Source organism: Eionea flava (genome assembly GCF_055393785.1).
The window spans coordinates 932,674-953,477 of sequence record NZ_AP036018.1; the positions used below are offsets into that span (position 1 = coordinate 932,674).

Here is a 20,804-nt window from a genome sequence, read left to right on the forward strand (position 1 = left end):
TATGTGAGGGCTTCTTTTGAAGCCCATTTTTTTGAATAAGCGTTATAAATTTTATTATTTACCTTAAAATATTTTAAGTAGAGAGCGGACTATGTATTTTTTAGATAAATACCAAGAATACACACTTTTTGTATTTCGTATCATTATGGGTTTTCTTTTTTTATTTCATGGCACTCAAAAATTATTTGGTTTTCCATTGCCATTTCCTTATGAATTAAGCCCTATGACAAGTGCTGCAGGCGTGATCGAGTTGACGGCAGGTGTTCTGGTTATGATAGGTTTCTATTCGCGGATTTCTGCTTTTATTGCGAGCGGTACAATGGCGGCAGCTTACTGGATAGCACATGGGTTAAATAATCCGTTACCTATTATGAATGGTGGTGAATTAGCCGTTCTGTATTGTTTTGGTTTTCTATTAATCGCTACGCACGGTCCGGGTATTTTTTCGTTAAATAAGCGTTAGCCTATTTTATTTTTAATAATTTTTCTAATGCTAATTAGGCTGTTTTTATTGGTACATCACCAATAATTTACTAATAGCCATGGGTGGCTCTCCAGCCTGTATTAATCCCTTGTTAAGCGTTTTGATGAGTTATGGCATAATGGAGAGCTAGCGTAATCGTTGATCAAGCGGTGGTCGAATCAGCGATTCTTTTCTTTTTCTATTGGCTTAGAGTATTAGCTTTATGACTTCTCCAGCAATTGTGCAATTTATTGATCGTATGACTTCTTCTCCAGAAAAAATAACATTTTCAGAGGTAATGTCTTTAATTGATGATCACTATGTTTTTACCCCTACAGCGTTTACCAATGGTAGTGGCAATGATCGAGTGATAAATGAAAAGGGCAGTAATGAGGGCTCATGTCGCATTTTTGCTTTTGCACAGTTACAAAAATTAACAGAAGCACAAACACTGCACTGTTTTGGTGATTACTATAGAAAAGATGTGTTAGAGCATCCTGATAGCGATGATCACGCAAATATTCGAACATTTATACGTGATGGTTGGAAAGGTATCGTATTTGATGGTTCTGCCCTTACGGCGAAGTGATTGTATTCTCATGCGTGTCGTATTATTTGATATTGCACGGGTGACAATCATATTTTTTGCGGTAGCGTTGGTCAGCCCATTGCGTGTAGCACTTATCAGCTATAGGTTTGATCAGCGGCCAGCGCAGCCAAGCAAATATCCATCCAAAAGCTGTATGTTGCCACGCACGTACGGTTGCGTCTAAGCCTAATAAACAGCGCCCATCGTGGGTATAAAGGTGCAATACTTTGAGCATATTTTCTTTTTGCTCAGTCAATAATACGGGTAATTCTGTATGCAGGTCGGCGCAGATCAGTGTGCCTTTTTGTAAGCGTGTTAAATGGGTGATTTCTTTAGCACAGAGCGGACAGGAAGCATCGTAATAAAGCGTATCCTGTCTATGTGGGAAGGGTGTTGCTGAATAATGAGAGGTGGCTGACATCGATATTTCTGCCTCTGGTGTTTAACCTGTTACCATTAACCTGTTATTGGCGTTATTTACGTATCAACGCCGATAGTAGATGTTATGTCAGCCTTCTAATTCTTCGTAATACGATTCCCATTGTGTCTCTAATTCTTGCTCTTTAGATTGATGCTCGCCTTGTTGCTTAAGTAAGGTTTGTAGTTCCTTTTTGTTACTGTCTTCATAAATGTCGGGTTCAGCTAATCTTTCCTCTATGACTGCCAAATTTTTTTGTAGGGTGGCGAGTTGTTTTTCGACTTTTTTAATCGCATCTCTCAGCGGCTTTTGTTGTTGTCGTAATGCGGCTTCTTGTTGTCGTTGCTGTTTTTTATCTACTTTGATTGTGGTTGATGGTTCTGAAGAACTCTCTTGAGTATCTGCATTTTTTGATAAATTATCTCTTAGCCATTTTTGGTATTCTTGTAGCGTACCATCAAAGAGTTGTAGGGTATTATTAGCGACAAGATAGAACTGATCGACTGTATTTTTGAGCAGATGGCGGTCATGGGAAATAACAATCAATGCGCCGGTATAAAGTTGTAACGCCAAGGTAAGCGCATGGCGCATATCAAGATCTAAATGGTTGGTCGGTTCGTCTAAAATGAGAAGGTTCGGTCGTTGCCAGACAATTAATGCGAGTGCGAGCCGCGCCTTTTCACCCCCTGAAAATGGGTGGATAGGATCGAGTGCTTTATCACCGTGAAAGTTAAAGCTCCCTAAAAAATTGCGGATCACTTGCTCACTAACGGTGGGAGATAAGCGCTGAATATGTAGCAGTGCACTTGCCTCTAGATCGAGGAAGTCGAGCTGGTGTTGCGCAAAGTAACCGATCGACAGGTGTTCGCCGCTGCTTTTTTCACCGTCGATAAGCGGTAAATCACCGACGAGTGTTTTCACCAGTGTTGATTTTCCTGCGCCGTTTGGCCCCAATAAACCGATGCGTGAGTCTGATCGTAGAGTGATCTCAACATGAGATAGAATGGGTGATGAATATCCTAGTGAGCCTTTTTCGATACTTAATAGAGGGTCAGAGGTTTTATCGGCTTCGCTAAAGCGAAAGCTAAAAGGCGAATCAATATGCGCGGGCGCAATTTTTTCCATGCGTTCTAGTTCTTTGACACGGCTTTGTGCTTGCTTTGCCTTGGTCGCCTTAGCTTTAAAGCGGTTAACAAATTGGGTAATTTCACTAATACGTTGCTGTTGCTTTTCGTAGTTGGCTTGCTGTAACGCTAAACGTTGTGCACGCTGTTTTTCAAACGATGAATAGTTACCGGTATAGGTATTTACTTGCTGATGTTCAATATGCAGAATTTGATCGGCAATGGCATCAATAAAGTCTCGATCGTGAGAGATAAATAGCAGCGTGCCCGGGTAGTTTTTTAGCCACTGTTCGAGCCATAGTGTTGCATCAATATCCAAGTGGTTGGTGGGTTCATCGAGTAATAATAGATCAGACGAGCACATGAGTGCTTGTGCTAAATTTAAGCGGATACGCCAGCCACCCGAAAACTGACTCACGCTTTTTTGTAGATCACTCTGGCTAAAACCTAAACCATGGAGGAGCTTTTCGGCTCGACTGTTGGCGGTGTAGCCATCAATGGTTTCGTACTCGTGGTAGGCTTTTGCGAGAAGGTCGGGGTTATCGTTTTCTGTCGCGTGTTCAATTTTTTGTTCTACTTGTCGGAGTACCGGGTCGCCGTCTAATACGTATTCAATGGCAGAGCGGTGTGATTCTGATACTTCTTGTGCCATATGAGCCACACGCCAATGGTGCGGCAGTTGAATATCCCCTTGGTCTACGGGTAATTCGTTGAGTAACAGTTTAAATAAACTCGATTTTCCACAGCCATTAGCACCAATAATGGCCGCACTTTTTTGTGGCTGAATAGTGGCATTAGCATCTTGAAGGAGTGTTTGGGTGCCGCGTTGTAGGCTAATATTCTGTAATATAATCATGGCGCTATTGTAGCAACGAAAGCCGTTGGCACCTATCAATGATTGGTGTTCGTAAGCAATGATTATCGGTTTGACCTTTGGGGTTTATTCTGTACGTCATTTTTTCATTTAACGCAGTAATGGGTGGTCTTTTTATGAAAACAGTTAACTATCTTTCTCCCTATCATCAGCCGCAAAAGGTTACCCCCTCAAAAGTTATTTGTATTGGGAGAAACTACGCTAAGCACATTGCTGAACTTAACAACAAAAACACCGGGGATATGGTGGTGTTTATCAAGCCCAATAGTGCCATTGATGAATTGTTGTACACACATCAGATAGGGTGCCGGTATGCTATTCACTACGAGGCTGAATTGTGTTTTATGGTTGAGGCAGGGCAGTTCTCTGCTATTGGCTTTGGTTTAGATTTGACCAAGCGAGAGCTACAAAGCGAGTTAAAAACCAAAGGCTTACCTTGGGAGCGTGCTAAAGCATTTGATCGCTCGGCGGTATTGGGTGATTTTATTCCCTTAACCGATGAGTATTCGGTGGCTGACTTATCCGTCGAGTTGTTGATTAATCAGCAGGTACGACAAAAGGGAACCGTAAAAGAGATGCTGTTTTCACCGGCGGTTATTTTACAAGACGTGAAGCGCTTTATGAGCCTTGAGGACGGTGACATTGTTATGACGGGCACGCCGGAAGGGGTCGGACCGGTAAAGCAGGGCGATGAGTTTGTCGGGCGTATCTATCATCATAATGAGGTGTTACTCGAAGCGAGTTGGGTGGCACAATAATCATTGATTCACTGTCGTCGCTGGTTTGTCTTTTATAGTAAAGAGGGAATTTTGGTGAGTTATTTCTGTCATAAGGGCGTCACATTCAGAAAGTAGTCTACACTGAATCAAAGTGAATAAAGAGACGCGTCTGGATATCCAGATAATAATGAAATAGTTAATAACAGGTAAAAGATAAGTAATGGACGATTACATTGAAGAGATTTTAGAAAGCCAATACGAAGAGTTCGAAGACGATTATTGCGATGTGGATGGTTATTAACCTCAGTTTTGGCAAATCGGCAAAGCGCTTTTGATGGAGTAACCTCTATTGCTATTGAAAATAACGGTTCGCACCTAGGTACTCGCAACTACGTATTAAGCGATTCACTAAAGTGATAGCTAGCAATCACCATCCCTTGTTTAAAATAGAATTTATGTGCGCTGCCACGATGGGTCCCTGAGTCTAGGTGTAGTACGTTGCAACCGTTGGTTTTTGCTTGCTCTCGTACCCACGATATTAATGCTTCACCATAGCCTCTAGAGCGGTGTTTACTGCTGGTGACCAAGTCATCAACATAGCAGTGCTTGCCCATCAATAAATTGGTAGACATACGATAACCAGCGACGGCAACAACGGTGTTGGCATTGCCGATATAGGCTAGCTGGTAGCCTTCTTTTTGCATATTTTTAATAATATTAAGAAATGCTTTTTCTTGTAAGTGCGGCCGTAATTCGTGCATGACATTAAAGCACTGACGGATTGTTTTATCGGTGGTTGCTAGTTGGATGGTATTGTTTTGCATTATTATCTCTTCCAATATTTTCTTATTTGAATTTCGGTTATTTCAAGCATTGGGTAGATACTGATTCGATACCGGATCAAGTCCGGCATGACGGTAGTGAGTTAACGTTACAGCCGACAGTGAGTTAGTGCTACAGACAATGGTGAATTAACGTTGGAATACTACATCAGCCGTTATGCTTGTTTTCACAGTAATGACAACTGTTGATGTCGTCATTCCGGAAAGCGTTTTTTGCTTATCCGGAATCTAATAATGTCAAATGCACATGAGTGTATTCCGTTAACGGGCGTAGTGATTGCTTATTCCCCAGTCCCTAAACCTATTTTCGACATATATTCTGCCAGTGCTCTATCGTCTATATTTTTTGATTGTTTGAGTGCTTGATAAACGCCTTGTTGATCTTGGGGCGATCGCTGCTGCCCTAGTTTCAACTTCCCTTCTAGCTTGGATATCTCTACGGTAAAGCCAACAATGGCAGGTAATAGTCGCGCTTTAATTCGGTCGGTCAAAATACCCCTGCTAACGAGCAGCTCCGGCTCATATTGGCTGACCAGACTATCGAGCGACGCAAGTGTCGTATCATCATCTAATAAAGAAACCTTGCCGTAAGCATGTACCGCAGCATAATTCCATGTAGGTACCGCAGGCCCTTTGCGATACCAACTAGGTGAAATATAGCTATGGGGGCCAGTAAAAATAACCAGTGCATCCTTGCCTTCTAGTGTTTGCCAGTGAGGGTTTTCTCTGGCGCAGTGAGTATAAAGCGTTCCATTTGTTCCTTCTTTTTCCCGTAGAACAAAAGGTAGGTGAATACCACCCAGAGTATCCGATACGATAATGCCGAATCCAAAATCTCTTATAAATTGCTGCTGTTGTGATCGTTCAGACATTGCAAAACATTTGGGAATAAACATAACGGGGCTCCGCTTTTTATACCTGTGGACGTTCTGATTAAGTCTCTTGCTTATACCGTCCTCATATCGACGTGATGCCGTTATCGTACCGATGTCATGCCGTTATCATATCGACGTCATGCCGGACTTGATCCCATAACTGTCCGGAATAAATATTCATAGAGCAAGAGCTCCTTGCATGGATTGGTAATACAAGACTTTCTTACGCCTCTTTTTCTCTATTTGCCACTCTGTTTCAACTCTCTGAAACAGAGTCGCTCGCAAGCTCATTAGGCACATCTTCAAGCTCACATCTTGTCGAAAATTGCGCTGATACAATTGCACCAACAAGTACGTAATAATGGCGCTATAAATTTGTATTTTTACCGCATTTTTACTACGACCCAAGAACACTTTTATTTTTAAGTGTTGCTTGATCCATTTAAAAAACAATTCAATTCCCCAACGCTGTTTATACAACTGAGCAATCTCTTTCGCTGACCGCGTCATGTCATTGGTCGCGATAATTAACGGCGTATCTTTATCCGGCCGACTCACTGTAATCTTTCGTAGTGGCGTACCGTGATAATGATTAACCCTAGCGCCTCCCGGACGTTTGTTTTTAAAACACACTATCGCATCTTCTAAAATTATCGCCTCATCTTTGGCTTCGATTGGACGATACGATTCAACCACTAAAGACGCATTACGTTTAAAACGAGAGACGAATACGCTACCTGATTCATGTAAACGATACCACCAGTTATAGTCGGTATAACCCCTATCAAACACATACGTCGCGCCTATTTCCGCTTCCGTTTTTCTACCTACTTCAAGATCACCTATCTTAGGTTCTGTTATTTCAAGGTTGACCGGAGTATTACTCGGAGACGCTATCGTTAAATGCGCTTTTAATCCCTGAATACGATTATCTTTTTCTGCTTCAGCCCACTCATCGTAACCTAAACCCACTAACGGTATCGGTGTGGAATCTAGTAAATACAATAGGTCACTGAGTTCACCTTTCACTTTTTTGTGTCCGCGCTTTAAGAGCAATGCACAGATATCAGCAAACACGTTATTCGAACGATATTTATTCGCATCTGATAATGTCGAACGCTTAATTTTACGACAACCTAAATGGTAATGATGCGTCTCCTGACTATTAAAACCCGCCTCTAATTCTCGTAAGCTTTGGCATCCTGATACCTGCGCATAGATCATTGCGAGCAGTTGATTCCAGCAACGAAATCCTTTGTTGTGCTTATCTGCTTTATGCTTTGAAACCACTTTTTCTACTGCTTGGCGAGGAAGTGCTTTCATTAATTCAGTAAATCGTGTATTTCTATACATATTGCAGCCTCTAGGTTATGAGTCGTGTCAGTGGGTTTTACCCTTTAAACCTAGAGGCTGCAACCTCTTCAGCAATACGCTTAACTTTTATTCCGGACAGTTATGGGACTTGATCCGGTATCCTTGTAGTACAATCGAGAGTACAAGCATTTACAAGATTCCGGTTTTCACCGAAATGACTTGTTCAGAGTTGCTATATATTTATTATCTATTTTTTCTGGTCTATTATTAACAACCAATAATTAAATATTGAGTAGACCAATGACGCTCTTTAGTTTGCATAATACTGATCAAGGCCAAGCTAAGTACTTACAACTTGCCGACGCTATAAGAAGTGCGATTCGTAAAGGTCAGTTAGTTGCTGGTGATGTTTTGCCTTCGGTAAACGCATTGAGCCGTGATCTTGCCTTAAATAGGCATACGGTCATGAAGTCTCTCGCGGAGCTAATTGCAGAGGGCTGGATCGAATCAAAGCAACGGGTAGGTTACAAGGTGGTTGAGCACCTTCCCATTGAGGGCAGCCGTTTATCAAAGCCATCCGTTAACAACGTAGCTACTCCGATACAGTATCGAATCGTGAGGCCAACGACACCGCTGACTGACGATGGGTGCAATGAGTACACTTATCATTTTTCCGGTGGAAGGCCTGATGTTGCCTTATTTCCGTTCGCTGAATTTAAAAGCCATATGTCTGATGTGTTATCACGACCTCCGATACATCAATTAGGTTATGGAGAAACGGCAGGGAACCCAGAATTAATAGCCGAAGTGACACGATATTTACGTAAGGCCAGAGGCATTACTGATCGAGAAGTGATGATTACTAATGGCTCTCAGGAAGCCATTTATATGGTTGCGCAATTACTATTACAGGCTGGAGATAAGGTCGCCGTTGAGGCGCTAGGCTACCCGCCTGCGATGTTGGCGTTTAAAAATGCTGGTGCGCAGTTAGTCAGTATTCAGCAAGATGGGCAAGGCATTGTTCCGCAAGACCTAGAAAATAAAATAGGCCAAGGTGATATCAGACTTATTTATTTAACTCCGCTGCACCAATACCCTACGACGGTAACCTTAACCATTAGCCGGCGCTTGCAGATTTATCAATTGGCCGCTAAGCATCAAATTCCGATTATTGAAGATGACTACGATCACGAATATCACTATCGCTGTCAGCCGCTAGCACCAATGGCCTCTGATGACCCTCGACAGTTAGTGATTTATATATCGACTTTTTCAAAAATTATGTTTCCCGGTACGCGTATTGGTTTTATCGCAGTGAGTAAATCAATGGCGAAAGTGATTAAAGAATATCGCTGCTTGCTTAATCATAAAAGTAATGTGTTTATGCAAGCGGCGTTGGCTCGCTGGATGAAAGAGGGTGGGTTTGAGCGTCATTTAAGACGTACTACGCGTATTAACCAGCAGCGCAGAGATCATGCGGTGAGCTTTTTACGATCACTTGGTGTTTTTGAGTTTGAAATACCCGGTGGAGGAATGGCATTGTGGCTGAAAATAAAAAATCACGGTATTAGTACTCAAGAATTGGCAGAAAAAGCAAAGCGCGACGGTATTTATATTCAATATGAAGGGCAGTTTCGTCATCAGAATAATAGTGAACGCCGTCGTAACAAAAACCGTTATATTCGTATTGGTTTTGCGGGTATGGATGAAAAGCAATTTGTAAAAGGGATTAAGGCTTTGGTGGTTTGTATGAATGAGCCGTGATGTTAATTAAAACAATTCAATGAATTAACCTTGAGGTAAAACAACGCCTTGCGCCTTGTTGGTTTTTAGATACCATAGGGTATGCCAAAGTTACCATTCACTCCTTCCGACGACTCTACTCAGCCACTGACTGCCTACGCAAACGGTGTCCCGCATCAACGACTTCATTGGCAGACATTTGATGATAAAAAATTAAAGGTTTATTTACGCCGAGATGATATTGCCTCTGATCATTATCCGGGCAATAAGTGGTACAAATTATTTTATAACCTACAGACAATGATTAACAAAGGCCACCATACGGTTGTGAGTTTTGGCGGTGCTTACTCTAACCATATTCATGCTTTGGCCGCACTGGGTCAGCAGTATGACATTAACACAGTGGGTATTATTCGGGGTTATCCACCTTTATCAGACGCTCTATCACCGACATTACAAGATGCTAAAGCATGGGGGATGTGTTTACGTTTTTTGGGGTACGGTGATTATCGTAATAAGGATCTCCGCCAATACCAAGAGTGGTTAGACGCCGAGTATGGTGAATATTATTGTTTGCCAGAAGGGGGAGATAACTTACTCGGTGCTCAAGGTTGTCAGGCTATTGGTGCATCGGTTAATCGTTATTGCCAACAAACACTGGGCGTTAATGATTATACCTTGTGTGCCGCAATGGGAACGGGAACAACCTTTGCCGGTATCGTATCATCGCTGCCTACTACGGTATCTTGCTTGGGTTTTTCATCCCTCAAAGGTGAGGATACCCTGAGTGCACATATTGCACAGCGTTTATTGGAACTGAACTCATCGCATAGCAATTGGCAGGTATTGAATGAATACCATCACGGTGGTTACGCTAAAACCACACCAGAGTTATTACGGTTTATGTTGGCAATGGAGTCGGCTAATGATTTGCTATTAGAGCCGGTGTACAGTGCCAAAATGTTATGGGGTATTGATCAGCTAGCGCAGGCAGATTATTGGCCCGAAGGCAGTACTATTGTGGCTATACATGGTGGGGGGCTACAAGGGCGGCGCGGTTTTTTTAAAGAATAAAAAAACGTTGTGCTTCTTTTAATACTGCCTGCTTGTTTTTCTTTTCTATATCATTTGTGCTTGTTTCTCGATCATTGTTGACTAATTGCACGACATGCAACGGTAGCTGTTTATCGGTGGTGTCACCCAATCGTTTAAAAAACGTTTTTGGGGATAACATGTCTAAATCATTATCATCAATATCCGCTGGTGTCAGATTCGACATCCATAGTTGCCGAGGTAGAATGATATAAACCACATCAGCCGTTGTATCAATATGTAACCATTGCGGATTATTCACTAGCCATTGTTGATCAAACCAGTACTGAGTAAAAGGTGTTTGGTAGTGGCCGTGCTGTGGTAGATTCGCGTGTAATGTCCCTTTGGAGGAAACATGCTGGTCAACCTCTTTATAGCTTAGGTAGAGTCGCCCGGTTAACAATAGCTTGGGTTTAATTTGGTCGGAGGTTAAGCCGATTGTCTCTAGTGCTGCGGCACCTTCAGGTGTATTGGATAAGAGCAGTTGGTGTTTTAGCAGGTGATCGACTTTTATACTTAGGCTATCGCGTTTATTGGGGCCAATCCATTGGTGCCAGTTATATATCGGAGTATTGTTGGGAATATTGGCAATATCATTTTCTTGTGTCTCATCCATGTATGCTGGGAATCCGACATAAAACTTAACGGCTACCTCGATATGATAATGTTGCCGATCATCGTTATCCCATACGATAAAATCGTATTCACCCATCGTTCGCTGACTGCCATTGGCTTGTAGATTCTTAGCGAGTAAGCGAAATCGTGGATAATGACTAAAATAAAAGCTCAGTAGTTGCTCAAAGTAAATACCTAGTCGCGTCGCGCGTTGTGTTTTCATATGCGCCGCAAGGGGAGCAGGGTTTTTATCAAGATCGTATAACCAACTAATTAATCGACTATCTTGCCAAATAGGCGTTAAGGATTCCTGATTGAATAGGCCGATACCATCATTGTCTGGCCACTGAGAGAAAAAATTGGGGGTGAGTAGCGCCCATGCCATATCTCGTATCCAGCGGTGAGAAAACCGGCTGCTGATAAAGTCATTAAGCTCAGTAATAGAAAGAGCAGCGATTTTATCAACGGACGTCTCTAATGGTGGCAATGTCGTTGTTGAGTAAGTAGTAGATATAAAATTAGGCATGTCATTATGTTAACACGCAGATCGCATCATCACTTATAATGGAATGATCGACTCTCTCGAACATAAGACCTGAATGATCCACATTGAGGTTGGTTGAGCTTATTTTGGAGACTATTTTTGAGTACCCCACAGGTTTTGAGTACTAAGCAAGCATTTAAGCACATTGGTTTGGCCGGGCGCCTGAGTTCAGTAAAGGCACAGCAAACCACCCATAAGCTTATAGACTTCTTGTTAGCACAACAGGTTGAAGTGATTATTTCGAGCGAGATTGCTGCTTTGCTTGAACGCACCGATGTTCCATCGGGTGATGAAGCCTTTTTAGGCCGAAATACAGACCTCGTAATTGTCGTGGGCGGTGATGGCAGTATGCTAGGCGCTGCACGTAGCATGGTTGATTACGGCGTACCTTTGTTGGGTGTGAACCGAGGTCGATTGGGGTTTCTTACCGATATTATGCCCAGCGAAATCGAGAATAAAGTACGCGATGTACTACACGGCGACTTTATTACCGAAGAGCGCTTTATGCTCGAAATGGTAGCGATGCGAGATGGGCAAGAAGTGGGCACAGGCCATGCGCTAAACGACATCGTATTGCATCCCGGTCGTCACTTACGCATGATCGAATTTGAGCTATTTATTGATGATAAATTTGTATACAGCCAGTCGTCAGACGGCTTGATTGTTTCCACACCTACCGGTTCAACCGCTTATGCCTTGAGTGGGGGTGGCCCATTAATGCAGCCTTCTCTCGATGCCATTGGCCTTGTACCGCTTAATGCCCATTCGTTAACCAGCCGCCCCATTGTGGTATCAGGCAGTAGCAATATTCGACTGGTCCTAGGTGACGACTCTGTGACTATTATGCATATCGCCTGTGATGGTCAAATTTATCAACGAGTGAGACCTAATGATGAAATTATCATTCGTAAAAAGAAACAACACCTAACACTTATTCATCCCAGCGACCATAATTACTATGAAACCTGCCGACGAAAATTGGGTTGGGGTCAACGCTTGACAGAAAAACGAGCGAATTAAGAAACAGCATTATTACGAGGGTAGATAAAGATACGTGTGTAAAACAGCACGATATTGGGCGCCGATATTATGGTTAGCATTATGAAAAATTCTCGACAATTTACCGGTTATGACCTTATTGGTGATGTGCATGGCTGTGGTCGGTCTTTAGAAAAATTGTTGCTGAGTATGGGGTACCACAAGCAGCAAGGTGTTTATCAGCATAATAAGCGCCAAGCTATTTTTGTGGGTGATATAGTTGATCGTGGTCCACACATTCGTAAAGCCTTATCCATTGTTTATGATATGGTGAATGCTGGGCATGCTCAATTAGTCATGGGGAACCATGAGTATAATGTGTATTGTCATGCGACACCGCATCCTAAACGCAATGCGTATTTACGTGAGCACAACCCTCATAACGATCGTTTTGTTGCTGAAACCTTCGAGCAATTTGCGAATCACCCTAATGATTTAAAGGATTATCTGACGTGGTTCAGTCAATTGCCTTTATTTTTAGATATGGGCAGCTTCAAAGTCGTTCATGCATGCTGGGATCATTTTTATATTCGTGAGTACCTTAAGCGTTTTAAAACTCATTGTATTTCTCCTGACATTCTTGTCGAGTCTGCTGATACCGAAAGTTTTGTGGGCATGATGGTCGATCGTTTATTACGAGGAACCGATATTCGCCTGCCCAATGATCAGGTGATTCGGAGCCGTGATGGTTTTGAACGCCGCTTCTTTCGTGCAAAATTTTGGGCTGATGATCCTAAAACATACGGTGATGTTGTTTTTCAGCCAGACCCTTTGCCTGATAACTTATTTGAACATTCGTTGAGCGAAGAAGAAAAAATGCGATTAACGACTTACCCTGAAGATGAGGTCCCTGTATTTTTTGGACATTATTGGCTGCAGGGGCGTCCGACGCCCATTAAGCATAACGTATGCTGCTTAGACTACAGTGCGGTTAAGTACGACCGATTAGTGGCATACCGTTTTGATGAAGAACAAGTATTAGATAAAGAAAAATTTTCTTGGGTGTACGTTGATCCACCTAAAGCTAAAGTGAATGCTTGGTAATAATAGCGAGAGTATTTTGTAATGATAGAAAGTGTTAAAGAGTTGTTAGATAGTTTAACGCCAGATATGTATAAAAAATTAAAGCAATCTGTTGAGCTTGGAAAATGGCCGACGGGTGGTGTATTAACCGAAGAACAGCGGTCATTATGTTTGCAGGCGGTGATTGCATATGAGCAAAAGCACCTGCCTGCCGAAGAACAGACCGGTTATATCCCGCCTAAAAAACATACGCATTGTGGTAGTGAGACGGGAACGATTGCAGATGATGAAGAAAAGCCCGTTGTTTTTAAATAAAAATAACGTGTAAATCTTTAATTCACGTTACGCGATGGTTAGATACAATAAATTCGATAAGTAGTAGACATTTTTTGTAAATGCTTATTTATTCCATGATTGATAATAGATGATATAAACGATGAAAGATGCGCAGCCCCAAGTAGTTTATTTAAAAGACTATCAAGTCCCTGATTTTTTAATTGAAAAAACAGATCTTATTTTTTCTTTAGAAGACAATAAAACAACCGTTACCTCTACTTTATTGGTAAAACGAAATGCCGCTTCTGATAATGACAGTACTCCACTTGTACTCCATGGCGAAGACCTTACTTTAGCGTCATTATCCATTGATGGACGAGAACTGAAAGCTGATGAGTACCAAGTGGACGCAGAAGCCTTAACCGTTAGTATTCCTGACCAATGTATCATCACCTGCGTGACTATTATTGTTCCTGAAAAAAATACTGCACTGGAAGGTTTGTACAAGTCGAGCGGTATGTATTGTACGCAATGTGAGGCCGAAGGCTTTCGTAAGATTACTTACTATCTTGATCGCCCTGATGTGATGAGTATTTTCAGCACGAAAATTATTGCCGATAAAAGCGCTTACCCATTGCTACTATCTAACGGTAATTTGGTAAACCAAGGCGAGTTAGAAAATAATCGTCATTGGGCGCAGTGGTACGATCCCTTCAAAAAACCTGCTTATTTATTTGCTTTGGTTGCCGGTGATCTTGCTATGGTCGAAGATCAATTTACCACTCAGTCTGGCCGCGATATTACTTTACGTATTTATGTTGAAGAGAAAGATCTTGATAAATGTGATCACGCAATGCAGTCACTCAAGCGCGCAATGCGTTGGGATGAAGAAGTTTATGGTCGTGAATATGATTTAGAGTTGTTTATGATCGTTGCCGTTGATGATTTTAATATGGGGGCAATGGAAAACAAAGGGCTTAATATTTTCAATACTTCTTGTGTGTTAGCTAACCCAAAAACAACAACCGATGCGGGCTTTCAACGAGTAGAAGGCGTGGTCGCTCACGAATATTTTCATAACTGGTCGGGTAATCGTGTTACTTGCCGTGATTGGTTTCAACTCAGTTTAAAAGAAGGGTTTACGGTTTTTCGTGATGCGGAATTTTCATCCGATATGGGTTCGCGTGCAGTCAAACGTATTGAGGATGTGGCCTTTTTGCGAACAACGCAGTTTGCCGAAGATGCAGGCCCTATGGCGCACCCTGTACAGCCGCCTTCGTTTATCGAAATCTCCAATTTTTATACACTGACTATTTATGAAAAAGGTGCTGAAGTTGTACGTATGTTACATACCTTATTAGGTGCAGAAACGTTTCGTGAAGGTTCGGATCTTTATTTTCAGCGCCATGATGGGCAGGCGGTGACTATTAATGATTTTGTTGATGCGATGGCCACCGCCTCACAGCGCGATCTCTCACAGTTTAAGCGCTGGTATACGCAAGCCGGTACACCGGTACTCACGGTGAGCGATACCTATGATGCGGCAAAGCAAGAATACACATTACATATTAAGCAACACTGCCCAACGACACCGGAAGCAGCGGCTGAAGATAAAAAGCCATTTCACTTCCCCTTGAGTATGGGGCTTATTGCAGGACAAAAAAATATTCCGCTCGTTTTATCAGAAGAAAGTAACGCCGGTAATGAAGAGAGCGGAGATGCACCGACAAGTCGCGTACTAGAAATTACCGAAGCAGAACAGCATATTGTATTTACTCAGGTGCCAGAAAAGCCAGTAGCCTCGTTATTGCGCCAATTCTCGGCGCCCGTGCGTTTATCCATACAGCATACGCGCGAAGACTACTTGCAATTACTGGCCTATGATGAAGATTCATTTTGTCGTTGGGATGCGAGTCAGCAATTGGCGGTTTCTATCATCGAAGAATTAATAGTCGCTTATCAATCCCAGTCTTCTATTGCGGTTGATCCATCGTTATTGAATGGTTTACGTGTTGTGCTTAACGATGACTCTCTCGACAAGGCAATGATTGCTTTATTACTGACCTTACCTACTGAGGCATATCTTGCAGAAATTGCGACTATTGCTGACATTGATGCAATTCATTACGCGCGTAAACAATTAGCCGTAATGTTAGCCGTGGGTTTATATGATGAATTATTGAATTGTTACCAAGAGTTGAACGTACCCCAAACCTATAGTACTTCTGCAGATGCTGTAGCGACTCGCCATTTAAAAAATACCGCATTATCTTATTTAGTGCTGGCGCATACAGAAGGGCATAAGGTTGCTGAGATAGATATGGCAGATACTTGTTATCAGCAATTTTTGGCAGCGGATAATATGACAGATAGTTTGGCAGGGTTAAAAACGTTGGTGCATTCTTCGGGTAATAATAGTTCAATAGAACATTATGCGACAAAAGCCTTAGATGGATTTTATCAACAATGGCAGCATGAGAACCTCGTGGTTAATCAGTGGCTGAGTGTGCAAGCAACCATACCGCATGCCTCAGCTTTAGATCGTGTGCAACAGTTAATGCAGCATGGCTGTTTTTCGATGACTAACCCAAATAAAGTGCGAGCATTAATTGGTGCGTTTACACAAAACTTAGTGGCTTTCCATCAAGCATCAGGAGAAGGTTATCGCTTTTTAGCAGAGCAGGTTATTGCTCTGAATAAAATTAATCCACAAATTGCTGCGCGTATAATTACACCACTGACTCGTTGGAAAAAATATGATGCCGATAGGCAAAAAATAATGAAGCAGCAATTGGATATGATTAAAAATACCCCAAATTTATCGAAAGATGTATATGAAGTGGTGAGTAAGAGCGTGTAAATCATGACGTCGCTTTCGTATAGTATCTTTGTAACGTTCTACTGTGATACCAACCATGAGGGGAGTTAAACAATATTGCCAGTATTGGCAAGCGCGGATTGCCAAACGCTTTCGTTTGCGTTCACTAAAAATATCACGTTCTGTCATTGCTCGTTGGTTTATGTCGCCATTAGGGCTGCAAGTACTATTAGAAGAGCAGCAAGTGTTGGATAGTGTGTTGCCAGAAATGTTTGGCTATCATTTAATGCAGCTCAGTGTATTGCCAGATACGATACTGCATCATCAAAGTCCGACTGGACACCAATTTCGTATTGAGCCTGTTTGTAGAAATGGAATAAAACACAGTCATCGCACGCATGCATCTTATACTGTGGCTGACTTTGAACACTTGCCTGTCGATATGGAAGTGATCGATGTCGCTATTATTCATCATGCGCTCGAGTACTCTACGCATCCGCATCAGTTATTGCGTGAGGTGACACGGACATTAATTCCTAATGGGCATATCGTGCTTATTGGCTTTAATCCTTACAGTTTATTGGGGCTTCGTCATGCAGTGGGTCGTTTGTTTTCGCGATCGCTTGTATACCGTCGGCAACGACTACCGGTATCTCGATTACGTGATTGGTTTGAGGTTCTTGATTTAGAAATTGTACATAGCCAATCATGTGCTTTCGGTTTGCCTTTTCATCGTTATTGTAGCAATCGTCGCCTTAATCGTTGGCTGCAATACGTATTGCCTTTTTGGGGTGGTTGTTACGTATTGGTTTTACGAAAAAATATAACACCGATGACAATGATTAAATCGTCTTGGAAAAAACAGTCTGTACTGCCCAGTTGGCGAAAAGGTGTGGCGGCACAAACGCATCAAAATAGTTATTTGCCGACTAGGCAATCACGAGAAAAATCACATGAAAAAAATTGAAATTTTTAGCGATGGTGCCTGTAAGGGTAATCCTGGTCCTGGTGGCTGGGGCGCTTTATTACGCTATGGCGACGTTGAAAAACCGTTATGTGGTGGAGAAAAAAACACCACAAATAACCGTATGGAATTGATGGCGGCTATAGAAGGCCTTAAGTCATTAAAAGAGGTATGTGAAGTTGATCTGACAACCGATTCTCAATATGTTCGTAAAGGCATTACCGAGTGGATAAAGAATTGGAAAAAAAATGGTTGGAAGACGTCAGCAAAAAAGCCGGTAAAAAATGCTGATTTATGGCAGTCATTAGATGAGCAAGTGACTAAGCACCGCGTTAATTGGCATTGGGTGAAAGGGCATAGCGGGCATCGTGAAAATGAAATTGCGGATGAATTAGCAAATAAGGGGATTCCATCGTGAGACAAATTGTACTTGATACCGAAACAACCGGTTTAGAGCCGTCTAAAGGTCATCGTATTATTGAGATTGGTTGCGTAGAGTTGGAAAATCGTAAGCTCACGGGCCGCCATTATCACCAGTACATTCAGCCAGAACGAGAAATTGAAGAGCAAGCCATTGAAGTACATGGAATTACTAATGAGTACCTAAAAAATAAGCCAACGTTTATTCAGGTGATGGATGAATTTATGGCTTTTGTTGATGGAGCAGAGTTAATTATTCATAACGCGCCGTTTGACGTGGGTTTTATTAACCACGAATTAGCCAATCATGGCGGCCGTAAATATCAAGAAATTACTCAGTACTGCTCTATTGTCGACACTTTGGTTATGGCACGGCAAAAGCATCCCGGACAAAAAAATAATTTGGATGCTTTATGTAAACGTTATGGTGTTGATAACTCCCAACGTGACTTACACGGCGCTTTGCTTGACTCCGAAATTTTAGCGGATGTTTATTTATTAATGACGGGTGGGCAGCGTGCGTTGTCCTTAAGTAGTAGCTCATCAGAAGATGATAGTGGACAAACACATGCTACAGAAATTCGTCGTTTATCGTCTATTCCTGATATTCCAGTGATTCAGGCCAGTGAAGATGAGTTAACAAAGCATAAAGAAAAATTACTGACGATTGATAAAGCGAGCCAAGGCCAGTGCCTTTGGTTAAAACAAGAATAAAAGCCCGGTTCAACGTTAAACTCGTATCAGAAATCTCTTTGTTCTCTTACGCTGTAAATGATTAGCGCTATATATTAGGCCCTCAGCCAAAGTCGCCGTAAATACAGTCGAGTAGGATCAACACCAGCATTGATGCTGGTGATCTTTGCCTGAAGACCTAAAATTTCTGTTCGAATATTAATGAGACAGCAATGAGCTTCAGCATAAACTATACTGTATCAGTCTATGTGTTGTAGTACGTGTTGTGTAGAAGACGCGACCGAATACCCCATCCATTATTTACTTTAAGTGCAAAAAAATGACAACTCAAAAACCTATCCATTTAGCGTTACAAGGCGGTGGTGCTCACGGTGCATTTACGTGGGGTGTACTTGATGCCCTACTTGAAGATGGGCGTTTAAAAATTGAAGCCATTAGCGGTACTAGTGCCGGGGCACTAAACGCGTTAGCAATGGCACCGCATTATTCCGCAGGAAATATTGATGACGCCCGAGAAGGCTTATGTAGATTATGGAAAGCCATGAGTGAAAAGGGCGTGTTTAGCCCTTATAACTACAGTGGTACTTCTCCACTATTTCATCAATGGGGGAGTTTGATGTCATGGTCTCAATCATTTTTTGGCGGTTCGCCTTATCAAAATCCACTTTTTAATACGAATTTCTTAGAAGATATATTGAAAGAACAAATTGATTTTGATCAGTTGAGTAATGATTGTTCAGGGCTGCGTTTGTTTGTTTCAGCCACTAATGTATTAACGAATCGTTTGCGGATATTTTCAAATTCGGAGTTATCGGTTAATGTTTTATTAGCGTCGAGCTGTCTTCCCAAAGTACATAAAGCGGTCGAAATAGACGGCGATTATTTTTGGGATGGCGGATTTATGGGGAACCCAGTCCTTGAGCCCTTGGCTAAAGATGGTGGTGCTAATGATATTATGATTGTACAGGTCAATCCCTTGCATATTAATACGGTGCCTACGTCGCCTATGGATATTGCTGAACGTATGGAAACCATAGGGTTTAATGCAACCTTATCTCGAGAAATTCGCCATGTTGCGCAAATGGAGCGTTTGGTTGAAACCGGTCAGGTAGATTCAACAGCGGTATATGGTAAATATATGCATTTACTTCATAACGAAGAGTGTATGGCATCTTATAGCGCGTTTACTAAGTATGATATGTCGTGGGAGTTTTTAACCACGCTTAAAGCACTCGGTCGCGAAACAGCGCAACAATGGTTGGATGAGAACTACACATCGATAGGTGTTGAAAATACCTTGTGTTTAGAAGAGTGGGAACCGACATATCAGCAACCTGTGTGTAATATTAATTAGGGATGCTCTAATTGATTATCTTTATGCTAGTGATGCGAAAAACTTTTTAATAAAATTGATTTCTGTTTTGCTATTTAGGCGTGGAGCGTGGCCGATATTTTTAACACGTTGAAAGGTAACATTTTCTCCACGAACGCACATTTTTTCTGCCGTATTTTCGGTAAAAAACGTAGATAGTTCGCCACGAATGAGCAGTGATGGGCAGTCAATTTCATCCCAATATTTCCATAAATCAAAATTATAAAACGAGTAACTTTTACGAAAGGCATCGCCGATTTTGGGGTCATAATGCATGCGATAGCCATAATCTTCTTTGAAACTACTATACAGCGCCATCTCTTTCCACTGTTTTGCGGGCAATTGTCCGAAGGCTTGATAGGTTTCTTTGTAGTAAGCAAATAGTTCTTTCTGTGTGTTAAATGTCGGTGCTTTACCAATATATTTGCCCAGTCGTTGTAGCTCTACGCGTTTAAGGTCGGGGCCGACGTCATTTAATATAAGGCTTTGTATTGGTGTCTGTGACATGGCAGCGAGAATCATACCGATCAATCCTCCCATCGATGTACCTATCCAATGGACTTTATCGGTGTTTAAGTGAGCAATCAGTGCATTCATATCGGCACAGTATTGCAAAAAATTATAATTCTGTGTGTTGCCAAACCAATCACTATAGCCTCGACCAACAATATCTGGGCAGATGACGCGGTAGTCTGTAGAGAGAGCTTCGGCCAATATATCAAAATCACGAGATAGGCGAGTGACACCATGTACGCAAATAATAATATTATCATTCTCGGGATCTCCCCAAGAGCGATAATAATTACGATGAAAACCTTCGTTGCTTAAGCCGAAGTAAAAGTGATCAGTGGATATTGACATTAACTAACCTACAACCGTCAAATCGCACATAAGGAACCTCTGAACAAGTCATGTGCAAATAAAGAAACGCATTTTTATGATTGCATAAGTATAGTCAATTTGAGCTGAGGATGCATTGCTAAGGTTG

At 41.9% G+C, this 20,804-nt stretch carries 20 protein-coding genes; 13 read left to right on the plus strand and 7 right to left on the minus strand.

All coding sequences use genetic code 11. From position 1 onward, the window contains the following. Positions 1-91 precede the first annotated feature (91 nt). Positions 92-463 (plus strand): DoxX family protein, encoded by a 372-nt coding sequence (locus ACZ5O6_RS04260; RefSeq protein ID WP_447090975.1) that lies wholly within the window; start codon positions 92-94, stop codon positions 461-463. A gap of 223 nt (positions 464-686) precedes the next feature. Beyond that, positions 687-1,052, plus strand: a complete 366-nt coding sequence (locus ACZ5O6_RS04265) for a HopJ type III effector protein (RefSeq protein WP_447090974.1) — start codon at positions 687-689, stop codon at positions 1,050-1,052. A 22-nt stretch (positions 1,053-1,074) separates the two neighbouring features. On the opposite strand, the gene ACZ5O6_RS04270 is transcribed toward ACZ5O6_RS04265, so the two are convergent. Then, positions 1,075-1,473, minus strand: coding sequence for a thiol-disulfide oxidoreductase DCC family protein (locus tag ACZ5O6_RS04270; RefSeq protein WP_447090973.1), 399 nt, complete (start codon positions 1,471-1,473; stop codon positions 1,075-1,077). Between the two features lie 87 nt (positions 1,474-1,560). Then, entirely contained in the window at positions 1,561-3,450 is a 1,890-nt protein-coding gene (locus ACZ5O6_RS04275) for an ATP-binding cassette domain-containing protein (protein ID WP_447090972.1), read from the minus strand. A 134-nt stretch (positions 3,451-3,584) separates the two neighbouring features. Between ACZ5O6_RS04275 and ACZ5O6_RS04280 the strand changes: the two genes are divergently transcribed. Continuing rightward, complete coding sequence (locus ACZ5O6_RS04280; RefSeq protein ID WP_447090971.1) at positions 3,585-4,226, plus strand: fumarylacetoacetate hydrolase family protein; 642 nt, start codon at positions 3,585-3,587, stop codon at positions 4,224-4,226. Positions 4,227-4,576: 350 nt separating this feature from the next. On the opposite strand, the gene ACZ5O6_RS04285 is transcribed toward ACZ5O6_RS04280, so the two are convergent. The 3 genes from ACZ5O6_RS04285 to ACZ5O6_RS04295 form a co-directional block, all read right to left on the minus strand. Then, complete coding sequence (locus tag ACZ5O6_RS04285; protein WP_447090970.1) at positions 4,577-5,011, minus strand: GNAT family N-acetyltransferase; 435 nt, start codon at positions 5,009-5,011, stop codon at positions 4,577-4,579. 299 nt (positions 5,012-5,310) lie between these two features. After that, complete coding sequence (locus tag ACZ5O6_RS04290; protein ID WP_447090969.1) at positions 5,311-5,925, minus strand: FMN-binding negative transcriptional regulator; 615 nt, start codon at positions 5,923-5,925, stop codon at positions 5,311-5,313. Between the two features lie 156 nt (positions 5,926-6,081). After that, positions 6,082-7,257 (minus strand): IS4 family transposase, encoded by a 1,176-nt coding sequence (locus ACZ5O6_RS04295; RefSeq protein WP_447093035.1) that lies wholly within the window; start codon positions 7,255-7,257, stop codon positions 6,082-6,084. Positions 7,258-7,518: 261 nt separating this feature from the next. On the opposite strand from ACZ5O6_RS04295, the gene pdxR reads away from it, so the two are divergent. Then, the gene (pdxR, locus tag ACZ5O6_RS04300; RefSeq protein ID WP_447092807.1) at positions 7,519-8,982 is read left to right on the plus strand and encodes a MocR-like pyridoxine biosynthesis transcription factor PdxR; all 1,464 of its coding nucleotides are present in this window, start codon (positions 7,519-7,521) and stop codon (positions 8,980-8,982) included. Between the two features lie 81 nt (positions 8,983-9,063). Continuing rightward, complete coding sequence (locus ACZ5O6_RS04305) at positions 9,064-10,035, plus strand: 1-aminocyclopropane-1-carboxylate deaminase/D-cysteine desulfhydrase (RefSeq protein WP_447092808.1); 972 nt, start codon at positions 9,064-9,066, stop codon at positions 10,033-10,035. Here ACZ5O6_RS04305 and ACZ5O6_RS04310 read toward each other — a convergent pair. Next, entirely contained in the window at positions 10,025-11,194 is a 1,170-nt protein-coding gene (locus ACZ5O6_RS04310) for a DUF1853 family protein (protein WP_447092809.1), read from the minus strand. The two genes, ACZ5O6_RS04305 and ACZ5O6_RS04310, sit on opposite strands and share 11 nt — an antisense overlap. Positions 11,195-11,311: 117 nt before the next feature. On the opposite strand from ACZ5O6_RS04310, the gene ACZ5O6_RS04315 reads away from it, so the two are divergent. The 8 genes from ACZ5O6_RS04315 to ACZ5O6_RS04350 all read left to right on the plus strand — a co-directional run bounded on the left by ACZ5O6_RS04315 (position 11,312) and on the right by ACZ5O6_RS04350 (position 19,798). Further along, positions 11,312-12,232, plus strand: coding sequence for an NAD(+) kinase (locus ACZ5O6_RS04315; RefSeq protein WP_447092810.1), 921 nt, complete (start codon positions 11,312-11,314; stop codon positions 12,230-12,232). Positions 12,233-12,313: 81 nt separating this feature from the next. Continuing rightward, complete coding sequence (locus ACZ5O6_RS04320) at positions 12,314-13,294, plus strand: metallophosphoesterase (RefSeq protein ID WP_447092811.1); 981 nt, start codon at positions 12,314-12,316, stop codon at positions 13,292-13,294. Positions 13,295-13,315: 21 nt separating this feature from the next. Beyond that, complete coding sequence (locus tag ACZ5O6_RS04325; protein WP_447092812.1) at positions 13,316-13,588, plus strand: YeaC family protein; 273 nt, start codon at positions 13,316-13,318, stop codon at positions 13,586-13,588. 121 nt (positions 13,589-13,709) lie between these two features. After that, positions 13,710-16,409 (plus strand): aminopeptidase N, encoded by a 2,700-nt coding sequence (gene pepN / locus ACZ5O6_RS04330; RefSeq protein WP_447092813.1) that lies wholly within the window; start codon positions 13,710-13,712, stop codon positions 16,407-16,409. Between the two features lie 55 nt (positions 16,410-16,464). Next, on the plus strand, positions 16,465-17,334 hold the full coding sequence (locus tag ACZ5O6_RS04335) for a class I SAM-dependent methyltransferase (protein ID WP_447092814.1): 870 nt from the start codon (positions 16,465-16,467) through the stop codon (positions 17,332-17,334). Continuing rightward, on the plus strand, positions 17,321-17,749 hold the full coding sequence (gene rnhA, locus ACZ5O6_RS04340; RefSeq protein WP_447092815.1) for a ribonuclease HI: 429 nt from the start codon (positions 17,321-17,323) through the stop codon (positions 17,747-17,749). The genes ACZ5O6_RS04335 and rnhA overlap by 14 nt, the downstream gene beginning before the upstream one ends. Beyond that, positions 17,746-18,465, plus strand: a complete 720-nt coding sequence (dnaQ, locus tag ACZ5O6_RS04345) for a DNA polymerase III subunit epsilon (RefSeq protein ID WP_447092816.1) — start codon at positions 17,746-17,748, stop codon at positions 18,463-18,465. Before rnhA ends, dnaQ begins: the two co-directional genes overlap by 4 nt. 298 nt (positions 18,466-18,763) lie before the next feature. Continuing rightward, positions 18,764-19,798 (plus strand): patatin-like phospholipase family protein, encoded by a 1,035-nt coding sequence (locus tag ACZ5O6_RS04350; RefSeq protein ID WP_447092817.1) that lies wholly within the window; start codon positions 18,764-18,766, stop codon positions 19,796-19,798. A gap of 21 nt (positions 19,799-19,819) precedes the next feature. Here the strand turns inward: ACZ5O6_RS04350 and ACZ5O6_RS04355 are convergent, their stop codons facing one another. Continuing rightward, on the minus strand, positions 19,820-20,677 hold the full coding sequence (locus ACZ5O6_RS04355; protein ID WP_447092818.1) for an alpha/beta fold hydrolase: 858 nt from the start codon (positions 20,675-20,677) through the stop codon (positions 19,820-19,822). Between the last annotated feature and the right edge of the window lie 127 nt (positions 20,678-20,804).

Excerpts from the sequence above, each read along its gene's own strand:
- ACZ5O6_RS04260 (WP_447090975.1), top strand. The coding sequence starts at position 92 with ATGTATTTTTTAGATAAATACCAAGAATACACACTTTTTGTATTTCGT.
- ACZ5O6_RS04265 (WP_447090974.1), top strand. The coding sequence starts at position 687 with ATGACTTCTCCAGCAATTGTGCAATTTATTGATCGTATGACTTCTTCT.
- ACZ5O6_RS04270 (WP_447090973.1), bottom strand. The coding sequence starts at position 1,473 with ATGTCAGCCACCTCTCATTATTCAGCAACACCCTTCCCACATAGACAG.
- ACZ5O6_RS04275 (WP_447090972.1), bottom strand. The coding sequence starts at position 3,450 with ATGATTATATTACAGAATATTAGCCTACAACGCGGCACCCAAACACTC.
- ACZ5O6_RS04280 (WP_447090971.1), top strand. The coding sequence starts at position 3,585 with ATGAAAACAGTTAACTATCTTTCTCCCTATCATCAGCCGCAAAAGGTT.
- ACZ5O6_RS04285 (WP_447090970.1), bottom strand. The coding sequence starts at position 5,011 with ATGCAAAACAATACCATCCAACTAGCAACCACCGATAAAACAATCCGT.
- ACZ5O6_RS04290 (WP_447090969.1), bottom strand. The coding sequence starts at position 5,925 with ATGTTTATTCCCAAATGTTTTGCAATGTCTGAACGATCACAACAGCAG.
- ACZ5O6_RS04295 (WP_447093035.1), bottom strand. The coding sequence starts at position 7,257 with ATGTATAGAAATACACGATTTACTGAATTAATGAAAGCACTTCCTCGC.
- pdxR (WP_447092807.1), top strand. The coding sequence starts at position 7,519 with ATGACGCTCTTTAGTTTGCATAATACTGATCAAGGCCAAGCTAAGTAC.
- ACZ5O6_RS04305 (WP_447092808.1), top strand. The coding sequence starts at position 9,064 with ATGCCAAAGTTACCATTCACTCCTTCCGACGACTCTACTCAGCCACTG.
- ACZ5O6_RS04310 (WP_447092809.1), bottom strand. The coding sequence starts at position 11,194 with ATGCCTAATTTTATATCTACTACTTACTCAACAACGACATTGCCACCA.
- ACZ5O6_RS04320 (WP_447092811.1), top strand. The coding sequence starts at position 12,314 with ATGAAAAATTCTCGACAATTTACCGGTTATGACCTTATTGGTGATGTG.
- ACZ5O6_RS04325 (WP_447092812.1), top strand. The coding sequence starts at position 13,316 with ATGATAGAAAGTGTTAAAGAGTTGTTAGATAGTTTAACGCCAGATATG.
- pepN (WP_447092813.1), top strand. The coding sequence starts at position 13,710 with ATGAAAGATGCGCAGCCCCAAGTAGTTTATTTAAAAGACTATCAAGTC.
- ACZ5O6_RS04335 (WP_447092814.1), top strand. The coding sequence starts at position 16,465 with ATGAGGGGAGTTAAACAATATTGCCAGTATTGGCAAGCGCGGATTGCC.
- rnhA (WP_447092815.1), top strand. The coding sequence starts at position 17,321 with ATGAAAAAAATTGAAATTTTTAGCGATGGTGCCTGTAAGGGTAATCCT.
- ACZ5O6_RS04350 (WP_447092817.1), top strand. The coding sequence starts at position 18,764 with ATGACAACTCAAAAACCTATCCATTTAGCGTTACAAGGCGGTGGTGCT.
- ACZ5O6_RS04355 (WP_447092818.1), bottom strand. The coding sequence starts at position 20,677 with ATGTCAATATCCACTGATCACTTTTACTTCGGCTTAAGCAACGAAGGT.